Origin of the sequence: Nonomuraea sp. NPDC049400 (assembly GCF_044466425.1) — a bacterium.
Lineage (GTDB): Bacteria > Actinomycetota > Actinomycetes > Streptosporangiales > Streptosporangiaceae > Nonomuraea.
Map to the genome: position 1 here is coordinate 53,707 of NZ_JBITMP010000040.1, position 17,328 is coordinate 71,034.

Genomic DNA, 17,328 nt, shown 5'->3' on the forward strand with positions numbered 1-17,328 from the left:
TGCACAAACTACGAAGATGCGGACGAGATGCCAGAAACCAGCCTCATACCGCAGGGATCGCGAACCCGTACGGAAGCTCCAACCGGTGTTCGGCCAGCAATTCTGTGTCCGCGAGCAGGTCACGCGTGGGGCCGTCGGCGGCGATAACGCCACCGGAGAGGATCAGCGAGCGTCCACACAATTCCAGCGCGTACGGCAGGTCGTGCGTGACCATGAGCACCGTCACGTCGAGGGAGCGCAGGATCTCGGCCAGCTCCCTGCGGGCGGCCGGGTCCAGGTTGGACGAGGGCTCGTCGAGCACCAGGATCTCCGGCGACATGGCCAGCACCGTCGCCACCGCCACCCTGCGCCGCTGGCCGAACGACAGATGGTGCGGCGGCCGGTCGATGGCCTCCAGCATGCCGACCCGCTCCAGCGCGTCCTTGACGACGCGGTCGAGGTCCTCGCCGCGCACGCCCGCGTTGGCCGGACCGAAGGCGACGTCGTCCCGGACCGTGGGCATGAAGAGCTGGTCGTCCGGATCCTGGAAGACCAGGCCGACGCGCTGCCTGACCTCCTTGAGCGTGTCCTTGCGCACCGGGGTGCCTGCCACGGTGACGCTTCCGTGACCGGGGGTGAGAATGCCGTTGAGGTGCATGACGAGGGTGGTCTTGCCGGCGCCGTTCGGGCCGAGCAGGGCCACGCGCTCGCCGCGACCGATCGACAGGTCCACGCCGAACAACGCCTGCGTGCCGTCGGGATAGGCGTAGGCGAGCTGCCTGACTTCGAGAGAGTTCACCATGAGAGTCCCCATACTGCGAGGGCCATGGCCGGGAGGGCGAGAGCAATGCCCCATTGGCGGGCCGATGCCGAAATATCTTGAATAATCGGCATCCGCCCCGAGTATCCCCGGCTGAGCATCGCGAGATGAACGCGCTCGCCCCGCTCGTACGACCGGATGAACAGCGCCCCGGCGGACCGGGCGATCACCGGGATCTGCCGGAAGTTGCGCGCCTCGAACCCCCGGGACTCCCGAGCCACCCGCATCCGCCGCATCTCCTCCACGATCACGTCCATATACCTCAGCATGAACATGGCGATCTGCACCAGCAGGCTCGGCAGCCGGAGCCGCTGTGCCCCGATGAGGATCGTCCGCGGCTCCGTGGTGGCCGCGAGCAGGATGGAGGCGACCACACCGAGCGTGGCCTTGGCCAGGATGTTCCAGGCCGCCCAGAGCCCCGGCACGCTCAGCGACACCCCCAGGACGCTGGTCCGCTCCCCCAGCCCGATGACCGGGATGAGGAACGCGAACAGCACGAAGGGCACCTCGATCACCATCCGCCGCAGGACGTACGTCATCGGCACCTTCGCCGCCACCGCCACGACCCCCAGCAGAGCGGCGTAGACCGCGAACGCCCAGAACCGCTCGCGCGGCGTGGCCACCACGACGATGGCGAAGGCGAAGACGGCCAGCAGCTTGCACTGCGGCGGCAGCCGGTGCACGACCGACTCGCCCGGCAGGTAGAGCTGGTGATGGTGCCCCGCGCCCACGGGTCAGGCCTCGACCTTGGCACGGCTCCGCGCGGCGTAGGCCACGGCCCCGGCGATGAGCAGCACCAGCCCGACGCCGATGACCCCGGCCACGCCGACGGGGATGCCGCCCACCTCGCCGTAGTCGGCCAGCCCCCACGTCACCAGGTGGTCGCTCGCCTGCGAGAGGAAGCCCTTGTTCTCCGCCACCGCCTCCAGCCCGTCAGGGGAAGAGGAGGCGAAGAACGACACGACCCCCGCCAGCACCAGCGTCAGGCCGATCCCCCCGAGCAGGAACGGCTTGAGCCTGCCTGGCGCGGCCACCGGCTCCTGTTCGCCGGCGGTGGTGGTGATAGTCGTCCCCTCGGCCCCGCGCAGGACCAGCGGCTTGGCCAGGCCGCGGGCGCCGTACACGAGGTCGGGCCGGACCGCGAGGACCGCGCCGACCGTCACCGCGGTGATCAGCGCCTCGCCGATCCCGATCAGCACGTGCACGCCGCCCATGGCCGCCGCCACCGCGCCCACCTCGATCGGCGCGGTCCCCCCGACCCAGAACAGCAGCGAGAACACCAGCGCGGACGCGGGCACCGAGACCAGCGCGCCCAGGAACGCCGCCACCACGACCTTGCCTCTCGCCACCCTCGTCACCAGCCGGAAGATCGCCCACCCGACCAGCACGGTGACGATGCCCATGATCGTGATGTTGACGCCGAGCGCGGTCAGCCCGCCGTCGGCGAAGAACACACCCTGCACGAGCAGGACCACGGCCATGCACAACACGCCTGTGTACGGCCCGACGAGTATCGCCGCCAGCGCCCCGCCCAGCAGGTGGCCGCTGGTGCCGGCGGCGACGGGGAAGTTGAGCATCTGGACGGCGAAGATGAAGGCCGCGACGAGCCCGGCCATGGGTGCGGTCCTGTCGTCGAGCTCGCGCCGCGCCCCGCGCAGGCAGACGGCGACGCCGGCCGCCGCCACGACGCCGGCCGACACGGATGTCGCCGCGTTGAAGAAGCCATCGGGTACGTGCACGGCAAACCTCCTGCAAGAGCCAAACGACCCTACTTTAGGACATCGTCTTGCACCTGCATATGGATGGCAATTAGCGCATGATCCTTCTGATGATCGTCCGCGCCGTCAGCCGCCGCACCACCGTGCTCAGCCGCCCCTTCCCCGAGGTCGCGTACGGCCGCACGGTCCTGAGCAGGCCCGCGCCCCACCATATGCGCGGCGCCGCGACCGTCTCGGCGTCGGTCTCGATCCTGAACCGCGCGGGCGGCCCGCCGAGATCGAGCTCCAGGTACGCGTCCCAGGTCCCGGGCGGCAGCTGGCCGACCGCGACCCTGGCCGCGAAGCCCCCTCCGGGCAGCGCCAGCACGCGCTCGGTCCGCTCGCACCCGGTGCGCCGCTCGCGCCAGACGATCTGCTTGACCGCCGAGGCCGCCGGAGCGGTGCCGACGACGCTGACCTCTCCGTCGACGACCAGCCGGTGCCCCAGCGCCCACCTCGTCCTGATGAGGCGCACCGTGCCGGGCACCGCGACCACGTGGCCGCCGACGTCGATGCTGAGATTGCCGTTGTCCCTGGTGAAGTACGGCAGGGCCACCATGCCGCCGATCAGCCGGGGCGGCGGGAGGCCGGCGCCGCTGTCGCGCTCGGCCCCGAGCCTGCCGAACCGCACCACGCCCTCGATCTCGACCGCCACCCGCAGATCCCAGATCCCCGAGGCGAGCGCGGAGACGTCCACCCGGGCGGTGAACTCGCCCCCCTTCCGCTCGGCCGGGACGACGATCTCGGCCGCCGGGTCGTGCCGCGGGCGCAGCACCACGGCCAGCCCGTCGTCCCTGCTGATGCCGTCCAGCCGGGCCGATCCCGTCACCACCAGGCGGTCGCCGTCCCAGCGCAGCCCGGTCAGCCTGCGCCGCACGGTGGCGCTCTCGATGCGGGCCAGGCGCACCAGGCGGTCGATGTCCTCAAGCGCGGTCGCCCGCTGCCTGTCGATGCTGTTGAGCAGCTCGTGCACCCCGGGCGTGTACCACTCGTCGCAGAGGGCGGCCACCTCCCGGGCGATGTCCTTGCGCCGCACGTCGTCGCTCTCCAGGAACACCACCCCGAGCTGCGCGAACGCGTCGAGTTTGAAGTGCCTGCGCAGCAGGTGGTCGCGGAGCGGGCCGGGCTCGACGTGCTCGGCCATGAGCCGGATCGGCCGCCTGATCATGGCCAGCCAGGCCAGCGGGTCCCTGCTGTTCTTCTGCTGCATGATGCTGCTGCCGTCCGGCCTGGACACGAGGTGGTAGCAGTCGTAGTCGGCCACCACGGAGATGACCCCGGCGTGGCAGTAGGCGTGGACGGTGAAGACGATGTCCTCGCCGACGAGCATGCCCTCGCCGAACCTGATGCCGTGGCGCTCGAGCAGGTCCCTCCTGAACAGCTTGAAGCAGCACAGGCTGTTGTAGACGTTGCTGTCGCCGAGGGTCACGCGGTCGGCGCTGTGCTGGAACATCGACACCGGCGCCCGCCGGCCGTGCCCCACGATCTTGCCGAGGACGATGTCGGAGCCGTTCCTGTCGGCCATGGCGACCATGCGTTCCAGCGCCTCGGGACCGAGATAGTCGTCGGCGTCGCAGAAGAACACGTACCGGCCGGTGGCGTGCTCGATGCCGACGTTGCGCGGCCTGCCCGCGCCGCCGCTGCTCTCGATGTGGACGACCTTGACGCTGTCCTTGTGGTAGGCGGCGTAGAGGTCGAGGAGCTCGCCGCTGCCGTCCGTGGAGCCGTCGTCGACGACGATGAGCTCCTTCTTCACGCGCTGCACGAGCGCGGAGGTGAGGCATCTGTCGAGGTATGCCCGGCAGTTGTGCGCAGGGATGACGACGCTCACGTCAACCGCGTCGTCATCGTTCCCCGTTGCCGACATCGCCACCACCGCCGCCTGAGTCACGTTGCGCTGCTAGTTGGTTTCAGTATGTGACGGGCAGAGGTGTCCATGGGGGCGGATCGGGTGTCTTCCTCCCCGGCTTTTGCCAGCAACGGAGATTTACGGCATTCCACTAATAGGCATCGAAGTACCACATTTAGTCGGTACCGAACGAGTTTCAGGGACGAGGTTTTCCTACCGGGGAATAGAAACCTCTCCACCAGGATCATTGAGCTACCCCCGGCCGCCGGCGAGTGATCCGCTCCTGAGAGTTGCGCGTCTACAGTTAGGCAACCTTGACCGGGAGGTGGCGGTAAATGGGATCGGATCTCCGCAGGCGGGCGGCGCACGACTCGCCCGGGCACTCTGCTGAGTTCATGGCCTCGACGGCTCGACTGAACGAGCTGCACGAGTGCTCCGCACTGCTTCGCCGTACGAGGATGCGAGCCGAAGAGATAGTGGACGAGGCGCGTGCCTTGCTGGCGGAGGCTGAGCAGCGCGGCGAGGTGGACCGCGTCCTGGAGCTGCGCGTCCAGCTGGAGCAGGCGCGCGAGCTGTACCGCAAGGTGCTGAACGCATACGTGACGATCTGCCACAGGATCACCGAAGAGCGCCAGGAGATCCTGCAGGAGCACATAGGGTTGTCAGGTGCGGCCTGACGGGAGTAGTGTCAGGCCATGCCTGACTGGAAGGACAAGATCCGCTGCTCTTTCTGTCACAAGAAGAGTTCGGATGTGAGCAAGCTGATTGCCGGTCCTGGTGTGCACATTTGCGACCAATGCATAGGGCTGTGCAATGAAATCCTCGCAGAGGAACGACTCGTCTCCTCCACCGAGCCCCGGCTGCCGATGTGGGAGTCGATGACCGAAGAGCAAATACTCGACCACCTTCCGAAAATCGCCGCCGTACAAGCACAGGTGGACGACAACCTGCGCGACTGGGTGGCGCACCTGCGCACCCGGGAAGTCAGCTGGGAGCGCATCGGCGCCTCGCTCGGCATGACGCGGCAGTCCGCGTGGGAACGTTTCAGGACCGAGACCTGATCCGTGAACCGTTGAGGCGCCTGGGACGTCCTATAACCAGGGAGGCCCAACATGCGCGCGCCAGACGGTCTCGCGGCGCCCGATCTTGAGGAGCTCCACCTGGAGCTGGTTCTCATCCTGGCGCTGCACGAAGAGGCAGAAAAGCGGGCTCCAGCTCCCCGGGACGCACCCGGGGAGCTGGAGCAGGGGGACGGATAAGAGCGCTTTCCGAACGCCTCGTAGGATTACCGACCATGCTGCGTTGCGCCGTGCTTGACGACTATCAGGGAGTGGCTCTCCGCCTGGCCGACTGGTCGAGAGTGCGGTCGACGAGCTTCCGCGACCACTTCGCCGGCCAGGACGAGCTCGTGGCCGCCATCCACGACCACGAGATCGTGGTCGCCATGCGGGAGCGCACGCCGTTCCCGGCAGAGGTGCTCGACCGGCTGCCCAACCTCCGGCTGCTCATCACCACGGGCATGCGCAACGCCTCCATCGACCTGGACGCGGCGCGGGCGCGCGGCGTCACGGTCTGCGGCACGGGCAGCAGCTCGACCCCGCCGGTCGAGCTGACCTGGGCCCTGATCCTCGGCCTCGCCCGCCACCTGCTGCCGGAGGCGACGGCCCTGCGCACAGGAGGTCCCTGGCAGAGCACCCTGGGCACGGATCTGCACGGCCGCACGCTCGGGCTGCTGGGGCTCGGCAAGATCGGGTCCCGGATGGCGGAGATCGGCCGGGCGTTCGGCATGGACGTCGTGGCGTGGAGCCGGCACCTGACCCAGGAACGTACGGACGCCCTCGGCGTGCGGCTCGCCCCGGACATGGAGACACTGCTGTCCGAGGCCGACATCGTCTCCGTCCACCTCGTGCTGAGCGACCGGACGCGGGGCCTGATCGGGGAGCGGGAGCTGTCGTTGATGCGGCCGGGCGCGTACCTGGTGAACACCTCGCGGGCGGCGATCGTCGACCAGGCGGCGCTGGTGGCGGCACTGAAGGCGGGGCGGATCGCGGGGGCCGGGCTGGACGTGTTCGAGACCGAGCCGCTGCCCGCCGGCCACGAGCTGCGCACGCTGCCCAACGTGCTGGCCACGCCGCACCTGGGGTACGTGACGGAGCTGAACTACCACACGTTCTTCCGCGAGGCCGTCGAGGACATCGACGCCTTCCTCGACGGCTCTCCCATCCGCCGCCTTCAGTGAGCCTTGCCCCTGGCGCCTTTACTGAGCCTTGCCCCTCGCCCTGAAGGCCGCCGTCTTGACGCGGTTCTGGCAGGCCGTGGAGCAGAACCTACGGGTGCCGTTGCGTGACACGTCCACGTAGACGCGGTCGCAGTGCGGCGCCGTACAGACTCCCAGGCGGTCGCTGAACTCGCCGCCCAGCACGATCGCGAGCCCGGTGGCGCAGCTCGCCCCCCAGTCGCCCGCCATGGTGCCGCCGCGGCCGTGGAAGTGCAGGTGCCACGGCTCGCCGTCGTGCCGCTGGAGCATCGGCCTGGCGTGGGTCTCCTCCAGCAGGGCGTTCACCTGCGTGGCCGCGGTGTCGATGTCCCCGTCGGCCACCGCGGCGAAGACCGCACGCAGGCGGGCGGCCACCTCGGCCAGCTCGGCGCCCTCAGGCTCGGTGACCTCTCGATGATCCGGATAGACGGCACGCAGGCCCTCGGTGGCGGCGGTGCCGGGCCTGTCCGGCGCCGGATGGGCGCGTCCCCGCTGCTCACCTGGGGTCAGGGCGTTGACGAGCGCCACCGCCGCCCTGACCACCACGTCCGTGTGACTGTTGAAATCCAATTGACCGGTTACACCTTCATGTTCTAGCTTGTAACTGTCCAAAGCATAAATGACAGTCACAAGGAGACGTTCGTGCTCACTCACGATGCCGCATCGCGGTGGATCGCGCGCTGGGACCGCCAGCAGGAGGGTTACCTGCCGGACCGCGAGGAGCGGTTCACCGCCCTGATCGACGCCGTCGAGGCGCTGGGACGACCGGATCCGGTGGTGATCGACCTGGGCTGCGGCCCCGGCTCGCTGTCCGCCCGGCTGCTCGACCGCCTCCCGAAGGCGAAGGTGATCTCGGTGGACGCCGACCCCCTGCTGCTCGGGCTCGGGCGGGCCGCGTACCCGCAGCTCACGTTCGTCTCCGCGGACCTCCGCACCACAGGATGGACGGAGCTGCTCAAGCTGGACGGGCCCGCCGACGCCGCGATCAGCACGACGGCGCTGCACTGGATCTCCCCGTCCGACCTCAAGGCGGTGTACGGAGAGGTCGCGGCCGTGCTGCGCCCTGGCGGGCTGCTGCTCAACGGCGACCACATGGACACCGACGACGCCACCCCGGCCCTCGCCCGCCTGGAGCACGCCGTTCACGACCGGGAGACGGAGCGGACGTTCGGCGCGAACCCGCCGGAGGGCTGGCGGGCCTGGTGGGACGCGGTCGAGGCGGACCCCGCCTTCGCCGAGCTCAACGAGGAACGGCGCACCACGGCCGGGGCCTCGCACCACGGCTCGGAGTCCGGGCTCCTGTCGGATCACGTCCAGGCACTCAGGGAGGCCGGCTTCTCGGAGATCGGCACGCTCTGGCAGCGGGGCAACAACCGCCTGCTGTGCGCCGTACGAGGGTGACACCCGCCTAAATAGCGGCTTTCTGACATATATACGGCGTCACCATTCTTTGACGGCTGTTTGCCATCCGGTCAACCGCTTACCGGCTTTTCCCGTTCACGGTGCGGGCAGGTGATATGCGTGTCCCGCAAGAGAGAGAAGCGAGATAAATTCGCTTGCCCGCATTTCGTGGCCTTCACCGCCGTGACGACAGTCGCGGCCACCGTCCTGCTCTCATCGCCCCCCGCTTTCAGTGAAGCAGGTATCGCCACAGAACGACCGAACGCCGTCGAGCAGGAGGCTAAACCGTTCGCCGGCGCAAAGGCAGGCTGCTGGGGGAGGAACTGTTCCTCCCGGAGACATTGTTGCCATCGCCACCGTTGCCGTCGCTGCCTTTCAGGTCCGCCTGGTCCACCGGGCCCCGTAGGTCCGACTGGCCCTTGGGGGCTGCGGGGAGAACGAGGTGCAACCGGCCCGCGCGGTTTCCAAGGCCCGAGAGGAGAACAGGGCGCGACCGGGCCACAGGGTCCGTCAGGGGAACGAGGCGCGACCGGTCCACAAGGCCCGCCGGGAAAACAGGGCGCAGCCGGCTCACAGGGCCCCCGAGGCCTGAAGGGTGACCCTGGCGCGGCCGGACCACAGGGACCGCCTGGAAAACGAGGCGCGACCGGACCACAGGGTCCGCCGGGAGCGCGTGGACCGGCGGGACCACAGGGACCGCCCGGAAAACAAGGCGCGACCGGCACTCAAGGCCCGCCGGGAAAACAAGGCGCGACCGGACCACAGGGTCCGCCGGGAGCACGTGGACCGGCGGGACCCGGTGGCATTTCTGGCTGGGAGTCCAAACCAGGAATGCCCGTCCATTGCAATCGTGGTGAGATCTGCAGGGCAGAAGCATTTTGCTCGCCAGGCAAGAAGGCCCTGAGCGGCGGGTGGAAGATCTTTGGCTCGGCCGCTCCCATCTACGGCACATTTAGCCAACCATTCTCGGACGGCAGTGGATGGACCGTGAACTTCGTGGCCGACACCGATATAGCAGATGCGCAAGCGCAAGTCGTGTGCGCCGACGCAGCAACTTGAGCACAGCCGGGCACCAGGGCACAACCGCCTGCTGTGCGCCGTACGAGGGTGACCCCTATACAGTCAACCAAGCGCTTGCTACGCTCCGGCCATGATGTCCACGGTCGTCTGGGGCACCGGCAACGTCGGCCGCGCGGCCATCCGTGCCGTCGCGGCCCACCCGGGACTGACGCTCTGGGCCGTACTCGTCCACGACCCCGGCAAGGTCGGCCGGGACGCCGGCGAGCTCGGCGGGCTCGGCCACGAGCTCGGCGTCGCGGCGACCGACGACATCGAGGCGGTGCTGGCCGCGAGCCCCCGGGCCGTCGTGTACGCGGCCTCCGGCGACCTCCGCCCCGACGAGGCGCTCGCTGACGTCACCCGGGCGATCCGGGCGGGGACCATAGTCGTCACCCCCTCGCTGTATGCGCTCTACGACCAGCGCGGCGCCCCGCCCGAGCTGCGCGAGCCGGTGCTGGCCGCCATCGGGCACGGCGGCGGCTCGCTGTTCGTCTCGGGGATCGACCCCGGCTGGGGCAACGACGTGCTGCCACTGCTGATCAGCGGGCTCGGCACCACCATTGACGCGATCCGCTGCCAGGAGATCTTCGACTACTCCACGTACGACCAGCCGGACTCGGTCCGGTACCTGGTCGGCATGGGCCAGCCGATGGACTACGAGCCGCCCATGATCGCGCCGACCGTCCCCACCATGGTGTGGGGCGGGCAGATACGCCTGATGGCCAGGGCGCTCGGCGTCGAGCTGGACGAGATCCGCGAGACCAGGGACCGGCGCCCGCTCGAGGCCACCGTGGGCGAGTTCGAGGCGGGGACCCAGGGCGCGGTGCGGTTCGAGGTGCAGGGCATCGTCGGGGGCGCGCCCCGCATCGTCATCGAGCACGTCACCCGCATCCACCCCTCCTGCGCGCCGGACTGGCCGACGCCCCCGAACGGCGTGGGCGCGCACCGGGTGATCATCGAGGGCAGCCCGCGCATCGAGGTCACGGTCGAGGCCACGGACGAGGGCGGCAACAGCTCCGCCGGCGGGAACGCCACCGCGGTCGCCCGGCTGGTGGGCGCCATCGACTGGCTCGCCGAGGTGGAGCCAGGACTGTACGACGCGCTCGACGTCCCGCTGCACCCCGGCAGACTCGGAGGGAACCGGCCGTGAACATCGACATCCCCCAGGGCAAGGACCCGATCGCGTACGTCTGGGGCGAGATGGTGCCCGGCATCGGGGTCGCCGCCTCGAAGTTCTCGATGTCGGTGTACGCCCACAGCACGCTCGGGCTGCGCGAGTTCGAGGCGGCTCGGCTGCGCATCGCCCAGATCAACGGGTGCACCTTCTGCCTCGACTGGCGCACGGAACGCGACGGGGAGAAGGTCGAGGAGGAGTTCGCGGAGGCGGTGACGCGGTGGCGCACCACCGACGCGTTCGACGAGCGCACCCGGCTGGCCGCCGAGTACGCCGAGCGCTACGCCCTCGACCACCACGGACTGGACGACGAGTTCTGGGCGCGGATGACCGCGCATTACAGCCAGCTCGAGATCGTGGAGCTGAGCATGTGCCTCGGCTCATGGCTGGCCTTCGGCCGCCTCAACCACGTGCTGGGCCTCGACACCGCCTGCACGCTGACCGGCGGCTCCTCACCCACACCTCAGCCCAGGAAGTGAGGACCACATGAGCAGCAACCCCTCGGGCGGCATCTCTCGCCGCGGATTCCTCGCCGGAGCCGGTTCCGTCCTGGGGGTGGTGGCCCTCGGCGAGCCCGCCGCCGCGGCGGGCCCGATCGCGAACGGGGCCCACGTCCCGGTGCTGGTGATCGGCACCGGGTACGGCGGCTCCGTCGCCGCCCTGCGGCTGGCCCAGGCGGGCGTCGACGTGCACATGGTCGAGATGGGCATGGCCTGGGACACCCCCGGCTCCGACGGCAAGATCTTCTGCAACACGCGCACGCCCGACTACCGCTCCTACTGGCTCCGTACGAGGACGAAGGCCCCGCTCAACTACTTCCTCGGCTTCCCCATCGACCGGGACATCCCCCGCTACACCGGGATCCTGGACGCGGAGGACTTCAGCGGCATCACGGTCTACCAGGGCCGCGGCGTCGGCGGCGGCTCGCTGGTGAACGGCGGCATGGCGGTCACCCCGAAACGCGCCAATTTCGCCGCCGTCCTCCCGTCCGTGAACCCCGCGGAAATGTACGACACGTACTACCCCCGCGCGAACGCCGCCCTCGGCACCGCCACCGTGGACCCGGCCTGGTTCGACACCACCGACTGCTACCAATACGCCCGCGTCGGCCGCAAGCACGCCCAGCGCTCCGGCTTCCCGTTCGTCTTCGTGCCCGACGTGTACGACTGGGACTACATGAAGCAGGAAGCCGCGGGAACGGTCACCAAGTCCGCGCTGGCCGGCGAAATCCTCTACGGCAACAACCACGGCAAGAAATCGCTGCAGAAAACGTATCTCGCCCAGGCCAAGGCCACCGGCAGGGTCACCATCTCGTCCCTGCACAAGGTCACCTCGGTAAGCCCGACGACCGGCGGCGGCTACACGGTCGTCATCGACCAGCTGAACACCGGTGGCGACACCACGGCCACCAAGACCGTGACCGCGGACCGCGTGTTCTTCGCCGCCGGCAGCGTGGGCACCAGCAAGCTGCTGGTCAAGCTGAAGGCCACCGGCGCGCTCCCCAGCCTGAACAACGAGATCGGCAAGGGCTGGGGCGACAACGGCAACGTCATGTGCGGCCGCGCCAACCACATGTGGGACCCGACCGGCGCACTCCAGTCGGCCATCCCGTGCTCCGGCATCGACAACTGGACCGCGGGCGGCGCCTTCGCCGAAGTCGCCCCGCTGCCCACCGGGATCGAGACCTACGCCTCGTTCTATCTGTCGATAACCAACAACCCGAACCGCGCCCAGTTCTCCTGGAACGCCGCCACCGGCAAGGTGGATCTGAGCTGGCAGACGTCCTGGAAACAACCGTCCATCGACATGGCCAGGACCATCTTCGACAAAATCAACGCGAAGGAGGGGACGATCTACCGTACCGACTTATTCGGCGTCTACAAGATCTGGGGCGACCACCTCACCTATCACCCGCTCGGCGGCGCGGTGCTGAACAAGGCCACCGACAATTACGGCCGCCTGACCGCCTATCCCGGTCTGTACGTCATCGACGGCGCGCTGATCCCCGGCAACACCTCGGTAAACCCGTTCGTCACCATCACCGCGCTGGCCGAACGGAACATCGAAAGAATCATAGCCGCCGACCTTTGACACCAGAGCGCGCCCGCGGGCAGCCCCGCGATTACAGCGCTTCGCGGGGCTGCGGTCGTCCGTCGGGACTAACCGATGCGGCTACCGGCAATACTGGCGCTCCCAGGTTGCGGTCCGGTAGGTGTAGCAGTAATAGCAGTCATCATCTCTCCACTTGCAGTCCTGGGCCGTGGTGGTGAGGCGCTGGGCCGGCGCGCAGACGTCAGGGCTGGAGGCCTGCGCGGTGCCGGTGACGGTCCCGGTGACGAAGAGCGTGGACGCCGCCAGCGCGACGCCGAGGAGCAAACGCTTGAGCATCAGAGATCACTCCCTGAGTGAGGACCCAACCCCGGTTCACGGGGATGACGAGAGTCGGTTCCGGGTCTCGGGATACGCCGATGCGGCGCTGGACATCACTCAGATTAATCGCGGCACCAGCCGGAATGTCCCAGCCGGCGGCAAAGCATTGTTACCGCCGCATCGCCGCATATTCGCGATTATCCACACCACCCGCGAAACACGGTATTACACCCCAGGGCCGACGCGATCCCTCGCTCCAGACATTCATGCCGCTGCCGGAATTTCGGACCGCACTTCCCCGGCCGTTTCAATACAGCGCCTAGAGTACGGCAAAGAACAGGAAAGGGAACTCGTCCCGGGGCTACGCTGGAGCCCCCTGGGCATGTCGTCGAGTGGCCGTACATAAGGGACGCCAGGGGCAGGATAGCGACTTGTAACCAGATTGACGGCACGGCCTGACATGCTCACCTCCAGTCGGACTGCGGGCAGCGAGACGCCCGCGGGGAAGCGGGGAGAAAGCAGTTGCACGACGACCTTCGCCTGTTGGAAGCCAAGACCCTTCAGCAAACGCTAGAGCGCCGATTGGCGGAGTTGTCAGCGAGTACGGGCATCGCCGTGGAGGTGTGGGCCCTGCCCAAGGGCGACATTCCCGATGCCGTCGCCCGTAACGTGTACGCGGCGGTGCGCGAGGCGCTGGCCAACGTCGAGAGGCACAGTCGCGCCCGTACCGTCTCGATCGCCCTCACGCTGGGAAAGAGCGGCCTGCGGCTGACGGTGAGCGATGACGGGTGCGGCTTCTCCCCTGGGACGACCGGTCGAGGGCTGAGCGCGATGAAGGCGTACTTTGCCGAAATGGGCGGGGACCTCACGGTCAACGGCGTGCCCGGCGGGGGGACCACCGTCAGCGGCATCGTCCCTCCCCGAGCGCTCAGATGACTCGCTGAAGCACGCGACCGTGGTCAGACCCCGGCGGCCAGCTTGAGGGTGATGGCGCCGAGGATGATGGCGGCGAAAGACAGCACCTTGGGCAGGGTGATCCTCTCCTTGTAGATCAGCGCGCCCAGGATGACGGTGCCGATGGAGCCCAGGCCGGTCCAGATGGTGTAGCCGACGCCCACGTCCAGCGTCTTCAGTGCCAGGCTGAGAGTGAAGATGCCGCCGCTTGCGGCCAGCAGAGTGAAGACCGAGGGCCACAGCTTCGTGAAGCCCTGGGTGGCGTTGGTGCCGAGCGCGAAGGCGATCTCGAAGACGATGGCGAGCGACAGATAGAACCAGGCCATGACGGTGTGCTCCTTCTTCGGAATGGGTGTTGGGCCGGTCAGCCGGCGACGGGCTGCTTCTTGGTGAGCTTGTCGGCGAGCTTGAGCCCCAGAACGCCGCCGATGATCAGGACGAAGGCGAGCGCCTTCCAGATGTTCATCGACTCGTGGAAGATCACGGTGCCGAGCACCACCGTGCCGACCGAGCCGATGCCTGTCCACACGGTGTAGCCGACGCCCACGTCCAGCGTTTTCAGTGCCTGACTGAGGAAGAAGATGCCGCCGGCGGCGGCCCCGGCGGTGAGGAGGGACGGGCCGAGCTCGGTGAAGCCGTTGGTGGCGTTGGTGGCCAGGGCGAACACCACCTCGAAGACCGAGGCGATCAGCAGATAAATCCAGGCCATTGAAGCAGCTCCCTATTTGTATGTATATGCAAGTTCTTTTGGACTCGAAAGAATATGCATGTACAAGTAAGCTTGTGTCAATCAGTCTGAATCGTCCGGCGAAGGAGACCACGTGATGTCGTCAGCCGCGCAGATCGCCCCGAACAGCGACACCGGGGATGCGCTCATGTGGAGCCAGCTGCTGACCCTGTACGCGCACGTCGAGCACCGCCTCGGCACCGCCCTCCAGCGCCAGCACGGCCTTGGCCTGTCCGAGTACCGCGCCCTCGACCTCCTGGCCGGCGCCGACGACGGCGAACTTCGCATGCAGGACCTGGCAAGCCGCCTCGGGCTCAACCAGAGCTCGGTGACCCGCCTGGTCAGCCGGCTGAACGCCGCCGGATTCACGTACCGCGACCTGTGCCCCGACGACAAGCGGGGCGTCTACACCGTCATCACCGATGCCGGCCGCGCCCGCCACCACGAGGCGCGGAGCACCTATGCGCGGATTCTGCCGGCCGCCCTGGACGAAGCCGCCCAGCAGAACCCGCTGATCAGCACCCTCCTGACCACCGCCCGTCCCCTGTTCTGGACCAACTCACAACCGGCCCCGCCGGAGGTCAGGACGGGCATCGACCGTCCAGAGCGCTGATGACCCCGTCGACGAACACCTGCGACTTCGGCTCGTCGGCATGCGCCACCGCTGGGAACTCGGCCGTGCACCACACGCCGCCGATGACGTCGTCACGCGTCTCGTCGAGCGAACTCGCCAGCAGCGTGTAACGGACCGGGCCGGGTGTCGGGTCGCCGCTGTTGAGGTGGCTCAGAAAGGTGCTGGTGGGGCACATCTGCCCGCCCTGGTTCGCCGGCAGGAGGCAAGCGGGCCAGTAGCCGAGCTGCCCGGTGCCCATCGAGACATAGCTCAGCGTCGCATCGGCGCCGCCGAGGAACTTCAGGTAGTGCCGCGCCGACAGCCCTCCCATGCTGTGTCCGACGAGGCTGACCTTCCCGCCGCCGTGCTCCTGCCGTACCTGCGTCACCAGGTTACCGATGGCTTCGGCGTTGGCGACGTTCTCGCCACCGCTCCGCGCAGGCCGCCGGCCTCACCCGCGCGAACACCGACCCCATGGCCAAGGCGGCAGAGATCATCGCCGTCCTCGACGGCCTGCAGACCCAGTGGCTGCTCGACCCCGACATGATCGACATCGTGGCCGGCGTCGAGTCCTACGCCCGCACGCTGGAACACGACCTCACCTGCGGCCTCCCATGAGACCACCTCGCCCGCGCACGCGATGATCACCTCAGGACCCGGGTGACCCCTGCCTGAAGCGTTTTCCGTTCGGCGGAAGGTGTTCTTCGCAGGGGCCGCGAACAACAGTCCAGCTGGTTCGGTGGTCGTCGGCACGCCCTGCGCCCCGCAAGGACTCGTTGCCCCAGGCGACCGTGACCGGCTGCCAGAAACAGCGCCTCAGGGGGTCGTCGCGGCCCGCTCGGACTCGCTGCGGAGGACACAGAACTCGTTGCCCTCGGGGTCAGCGAGAACGGCCCAGCCCGTGCCATCGGAGTTGCGCCGGTCGGCGACGAAGGTGGCGCCGAGACCCAGCAGGCGGTCGATTTCCGCCTCGCGCGAGGTCTCCGGTCGCAGGCAGAGATGGAGCCGGTTCTTGACCGTCTTGGGCTCCGGCACTTGGTTGAAGTGCAGCAGTGGCCCCTGCGGCAGCAGGACCTGCGTCTCCTCATCCCCAGGCCGGTCCTCGGGATGCATGGGACAGCCGGTCACCTCGCTCCAGAACCGGGCGAGCTCATAGGCATCCACACAGTCGATCGCCACATTCTGCACCATTGAGACCATGGGCCTATCCTGCCCCATCGATTCCCCATCCCATTCACCTTGCCCATGGCGGTAAGCAGCCGATGGCTACCACTCACCGAGGGGCTTCACGTCCCATGAGAGCCGGATCGTGGGCTTTGTCTGGAGCACAACCGGCTCCTTGTAGTCCTCCGAGAACCACAGCTTCAGCCCTTCGTAGCCGGATCGCCCGCGCTCAACCGACAGCCTCCCGAGACGCCGCAGCCGCCTGATGTACGTGATCTCCTCCCCGTCCGCGTAAAGGCTGATATACGCCTCACCCGCCGCGGGGTCGATGGAGAAGAGGACCGATATCGCCTGCAAGCTCGGGGATCTGCATGGCGCGACCATAGTCGAGCGCCCCCACGTACAGCAGCAGCCTCACGCCGCATGGGCCGCCCTGGTGGGCGTGGGCCGACCGGTGCGATGCGACCACCCGCCGGTACAAGATCAAGGCTGGGTACCTGCAAGCTCGGCGTCGGCGACCGCGCCGCCGCCGTCACCGAGGCGTTCAACCGGGGCCTGCTCGTCCCGCGCGCACCGGACCAACCCTGACTCCGGCGGCTCAGGGGCGCCGTGCACGAGCACCTCGGACGGGGATCCCGGCTCAGCCGCGGCGACGATCAGCGACCGTTCCGCGGCCAGGACGCAACCAGGCCGAAGGCATGGTCACCGCACTATCTGGAGAACCTCTTCGCGAGATCCCGGGCCCATTGCGCGGCCTCGGCCGCCTGCTCGCCGGTGAAGGGCATGCCAGGTATCCGGCTCCACCGCTCGACCTGGTCGGCGAAGCGCAGGTGCTCCTGGTGAGCGTGTTCCCGGCAGGCGAGGCAGGTGACGCTTTCCGGACGAGGAGAGGTCATCGCATAGGGCACCTGGAGTCCGCAACCGGTGGTGACGACACTCGGCGCGTCGGGCACGAAGCCCAACGTCGACACGATCGCGTTGCGGACGGCGGCCCCGGCCTGCACCACCTTCTGCTCGACGTGGATGTGCGGATCGGTCTGGCTCATCTGCGTCCACGCCTCCATCCGAGTCGTCCCGGAATCAGACTAATGCGTTGACCGCTCAGGCTCGCCGCGTTGGTCAGGCGCTCATGGTCGCCTGACCCGACCGGGTGATTGAGGGCATTCCGGGGGTGCGCATGACCAGCACACCCCCTGATGGGCGC

The 17,328-nt window shown here is 68.4% G+C and carries 22 protein-coding genes and 1 pseudogene; 11 read left to right on the forward strand and 12 right to left on the reverse strand.

Going from position 1 to position 17,328, the window contains the following annotated elements; genetic code table 11:
• Window positions 1-43 precede the first annotated feature (43 nt).
• The 4 genes from ACIBVN_RS43060 to ACIBVN_RS43075 form a co-directional block, all read right to left on the reverse strand.
• A complete protein-coding gene (locus tag ACIBVN_RS43060) occupies window positions 44-781 on the reverse strand; it encodes an energy-coupling factor ABC transporter ATP-binding protein (protein WP_397146080.1) in 738 nt (245 codons plus the stop codon).
• A complete protein-coding gene (gene cbiQ / locus ACIBVN_RS43065) occupies window positions 775-1,530 on the reverse strand; it encodes a cobalt ECF transporter T component CbiQ (protein ID WP_397146081.1) in 756 nt (251 codons plus the stop codon). Before cbiQ ends, ACIBVN_RS43060 begins: the two co-directional genes overlap by 7 nt.
• 3 nt (window positions 1,531-1,533) lie before the next feature.
• A complete protein-coding gene (locus ACIBVN_RS43070; protein ID WP_397146082.1) occupies window positions 1,534-2,538 on the reverse strand; it encodes an energy-coupling factor ABC transporter permease in 1,005 nt (334 codons plus the stop codon).
• Window positions 2,539-2,608: 70 nt separating this feature from the next.
• Window positions 2,609-4,447, reverse strand: a complete 1,839-nt coding sequence (locus ACIBVN_RS43075) for a glycosyltransferase family 2 protein (protein WP_397146083.1) — start codon at window positions 4,445-4,447, stop codon at window positions 2,609-2,611.
• Window positions 4,448-4,740: 293 nt separating this feature from the next.
• Between ACIBVN_RS43075 and ACIBVN_RS43080 the strand changes: the two genes are divergently transcribed.
• From ACIBVN_RS43080 to ACIBVN_RS43095, 4 genes are read left to right on the forward strand one after another with little or no spacing between them, the layout of a single operon-like run.
• On the forward strand, window positions 4,741-5,082 hold the full coding sequence (locus tag ACIBVN_RS43080; RefSeq protein ID WP_397146084.1) for a hypothetical protein: 342 nt from the start codon (window positions 4,741-4,743) through the stop codon (window positions 5,080-5,082).
• An 18-nt stretch (window positions 5,083-5,100) separates the two neighbouring features.
• The gene (locus ACIBVN_RS43085) at window positions 5,101-5,466 is read left to right on the forward strand and encodes a ClpX C4-type zinc finger protein (protein WP_397146085.1); all 366 of its coding nucleotides are present in this window, start codon (window positions 5,101-5,103) and stop codon (window positions 5,464-5,466) included.
• A gap of 51 nt (window positions 5,467-5,517) precedes the next feature.
• The gene (locus tag ACIBVN_RS43090; RefSeq protein WP_397146086.1) at window positions 5,518-5,664 is read left to right on the forward strand and encodes a hypothetical protein; all 147 of its coding nucleotides are present in this window, start codon (window positions 5,518-5,520) and stop codon (window positions 5,662-5,664) included.
• Between the two features lie 35 nt (window positions 5,665-5,699).
• Window positions 5,700-6,644, forward strand: a complete 945-nt coding sequence (locus ACIBVN_RS43095) for a D-2-hydroxyacid dehydrogenase family protein (RefSeq protein WP_397146087.1) — start codon at window positions 5,700-5,702, stop codon at window positions 6,642-6,644.
• Between the two features lie 18 nt (window positions 6,645-6,662).
• On the opposite strand, the gene ACIBVN_RS43100 is transcribed toward ACIBVN_RS43095, so the two are convergent.
• Window positions 6,663-7,232, reverse strand: a complete 570-nt coding sequence (locus tag ACIBVN_RS43100; RefSeq protein WP_397146088.1) for a CGNR zinc finger domain-containing protein — start codon at window positions 7,230-7,232, stop codon at window positions 6,663-6,665.
• A 72-nt stretch (window positions 7,233-7,304) separates the two neighbouring features.
• Between ACIBVN_RS43100 and ACIBVN_RS43105 the strand changes: the two genes are divergently transcribed.
• From ACIBVN_RS43105 to ACIBVN_RS43120, 4 genes are all read left to right on the forward strand, one after another.
• Complete coding sequence (locus tag ACIBVN_RS43105) at window positions 7,305-8,063, forward strand: class I SAM-dependent methyltransferase (protein ID WP_397146089.1); 759 nt, start codon at window positions 7,305-7,307, stop codon at window positions 8,061-8,063.
• Between the two features lie 1,150 nt (window positions 8,064-9,213).
• Window positions 9,214-10,272, forward strand: coding sequence for a dihydrodipicolinate reductase (locus ACIBVN_RS43110; protein WP_397146090.1), 1,059 nt, complete (start codon window positions 9,214-9,216; stop codon window positions 10,270-10,272).
• Window positions 10,269-10,775, forward strand: coding sequence for a carboxymuconolactone decarboxylase family protein (locus ACIBVN_RS43115; protein WP_397146091.1), 507 nt, complete (start codon window positions 10,269-10,271; stop codon window positions 10,773-10,775). The genes ACIBVN_RS43110 and ACIBVN_RS43115 overlap by 4 nt, the downstream gene beginning before the upstream one ends.
• A 7-nt stretch (window positions 10,776-10,782) precedes the next feature.
• Window positions 10,783-12,387, forward strand: coding sequence for a GMC oxidoreductase (locus tag ACIBVN_RS43120; protein WP_397146092.1), 1,605 nt, complete (start codon window positions 10,783-10,785; stop codon window positions 12,385-12,387).
• Between the two features lie 81 nt (window positions 12,388-12,468).
• Here the strand turns inward: ACIBVN_RS43120 and ACIBVN_RS43125 are convergent, their stop codons facing one another.
• Window positions 12,469-12,684, reverse strand: a complete 216-nt coding sequence (locus tag ACIBVN_RS43125) for a hypothetical protein (protein WP_397146093.1) — start codon at window positions 12,682-12,684, stop codon at window positions 12,469-12,471.
• Window positions 12,685-13,257: 573 nt separating this feature from the next.
• Here ACIBVN_RS43125 and ACIBVN_RS43130 point away from each other — a divergent pair.
• Entirely contained in the window at window positions 13,258-13,602 is a 345-nt protein-coding gene (locus tag ACIBVN_RS43130; RefSeq protein WP_397146094.1) for a sensor histidine kinase, read from the forward strand.
• A gap of 23 nt (window positions 13,603-13,625) precedes the next feature.
• Here ACIBVN_RS43130 and ACIBVN_RS43135 read toward each other — a convergent pair whose 3' ends face one another.
• Window positions 13,626-13,946, reverse strand: coding sequence for a DMT family transporter (locus tag ACIBVN_RS43135; RefSeq protein ID WP_397146095.1), 321 nt, complete (start codon window positions 13,944-13,946; stop codon window positions 13,626-13,628).
• Window positions 13,947-13,984: 38 nt separating this feature from the next.
• On the reverse strand, window positions 13,985-14,329 hold the full coding sequence (locus tag ACIBVN_RS43140; RefSeq protein WP_349446602.1) for a multidrug efflux SMR transporter: 345 nt from the start codon (window positions 14,327-14,329) through the stop codon (window positions 13,985-13,987).
• A 115-nt stretch (window positions 14,330-14,444) separates the two neighbouring features.
• On the opposite strand from ACIBVN_RS43140, the gene ACIBVN_RS43145 reads away from it, so the two are divergent.
• A complete protein-coding gene (locus ACIBVN_RS43145) occupies window positions 14,445-14,960 on the forward strand; it encodes a MarR family winged helix-turn-helix transcriptional regulator (protein ID WP_397146138.1) in 516 nt (171 codons plus the stop codon).
• Here ACIBVN_RS43145 and ACIBVN_RS43150 read toward each other — a convergent pair.
• Window positions 14,929-15,348 (reverse strand): lipase family alpha/beta hydrolase, encoded by a 420-nt coding sequence (locus ACIBVN_RS43150; protein WP_397146096.1) that lies wholly within the window; start codon window positions 15,346-15,348, stop codon window positions 14,929-14,931. The two genes, ACIBVN_RS43145 and ACIBVN_RS43150, sit on opposite strands and share 32 nt — an antisense overlap.
• A 17-nt stretch (window positions 15,349-15,365) precedes the next feature.
• Between ACIBVN_RS43150 and ACIBVN_RS43155 the strand changes: the two are divergent.
• Window positions 15,366-15,578: pseudogene (locus ACIBVN_RS43155) on the forward strand (TetR family transcriptional regulator C-terminal domain-containing protein); the annotation flags it as partial.
• A gap of 198 nt (window positions 15,579-15,776) precedes the next feature.
• Here the strand turns inward: ACIBVN_RS43155 and ACIBVN_RS43160 are convergent.
• The 3 genes from ACIBVN_RS43160 to ACIBVN_RS43170 all read right to left on the reverse strand — a co-directional run bounded on the left by ACIBVN_RS43160 (window position 15,777) and on the right by ACIBVN_RS43170 (window position 17,170).
• The gene (locus tag ACIBVN_RS43160; protein ID WP_397146097.1) at window positions 15,777-16,160 is read right to left on the reverse strand and encodes a VOC family protein; all 384 of its coding nucleotides are present in this window, start codon (window positions 16,158-16,160) and stop codon (window positions 15,777-15,779) included.
• A gap of 66 nt (window positions 16,161-16,226) precedes the next feature.
• The gene (locus ACIBVN_RS43165; protein ID WP_397146098.1) at window positions 16,227-16,481 is read right to left on the reverse strand and encodes a hypothetical protein; all 255 of its coding nucleotides are present in this window, start codon (window positions 16,479-16,481) and stop codon (window positions 16,227-16,229) included.
• 353 nt (window positions 16,482-16,834) lie between these two features.
• Window positions 16,835-17,170 (reverse strand): hypothetical protein, encoded by a 336-nt coding sequence (locus ACIBVN_RS43170; RefSeq protein ID WP_397146099.1) that lies wholly within the window; start codon window positions 17,168-17,170, stop codon window positions 16,835-16,837.
• Window positions 17,171-17,328: the final 158 nt, after the last annotated feature.

Bases quoted from the DNA above. Each gene is read 5' to 3' on its own strand.
- ACIBVN_RS43060 (WP_397146080.1), bottom strand. From the start codon at position 781: ATGGTGAACTCTCTCGAAGTCAGGCAGCTCGCCTACGCCTATCCCGAC.
- ACIBVN_RS43080 (WP_397146084.1), top strand. From the start codon at position 4,741: ATGGGATCGGATCTCCGCAGGCGGGCGGCGCACGACTCGCCCGGGCAC.
- ACIBVN_RS43085 (WP_397146085.1), top strand. From the start codon at position 5,101: ATGCCTGACTGGAAGGACAAGATCCGCTGCTCTTTCTGTCACAAGAAG.
- ACIBVN_RS43090 (WP_397146086.1), top strand. From the start codon at position 5,518: ATGCGCGCGCCAGACGGTCTCGCGGCGCCCGATCTTGAGGAGCTCCAC.
- ACIBVN_RS43095 (WP_397146087.1), top strand. From the start codon at position 5,700: ATGCTGCGTTGCGCCGTGCTTGACGACTATCAGGGAGTGGCTCTCCGC.
- ACIBVN_RS43110 (WP_397146090.1), top strand. From the start codon at position 9,214: ATGATGTCCACGGTCGTCTGGGGCACCGGCAACGTCGGCCGCGCGGCC.
- ACIBVN_RS43120 (WP_397146092.1), top strand. From the start codon at position 10,783: ATGAGCAGCAACCCCTCGGGCGGCATCTCTCGCCGCGGATTCCTCGCC.
- ACIBVN_RS43125 (WP_397146093.1), bottom strand. From the start codon at position 12,684: ATGCTCAAGCGTTTGCTCCTCGGCGTCGCGCTGGCGGCGTCCACGCTC.
- ACIBVN_RS43135 (WP_397146095.1), bottom strand. From the start codon at position 13,946: ATGGCCTGGTTCTATCTGTCGCTCGCCATCGTCTTCGAGATCGCCTTC.
- ACIBVN_RS43140 (WP_349446602.1), bottom strand. From the start codon at position 14,329: ATGGCCTGGATTTATCTGCTGATCGCCTCGGTCTTCGAGGTGGTGTTC.
- ACIBVN_RS43145 (WP_397146138.1), top strand. From the start codon at position 14,445: ATGTCGTCAGCCGCGCAGATCGCCCCGAACAGCGACACCGGGGATGCG.
- ACIBVN_RS43160 (WP_397146097.1), bottom strand. From the start codon at position 16,160: ATGGTCTCAATGGTGCAGAATGTGGCGATCGACTGTGTGGATGCCTAT.
- ACIBVN_RS43170 (WP_397146099.1), bottom strand. From the start codon at position 17,170: ATGAGCCAGACCGATCCGCACATCCACGTCGAGCAGAAGGTGGTGCAG.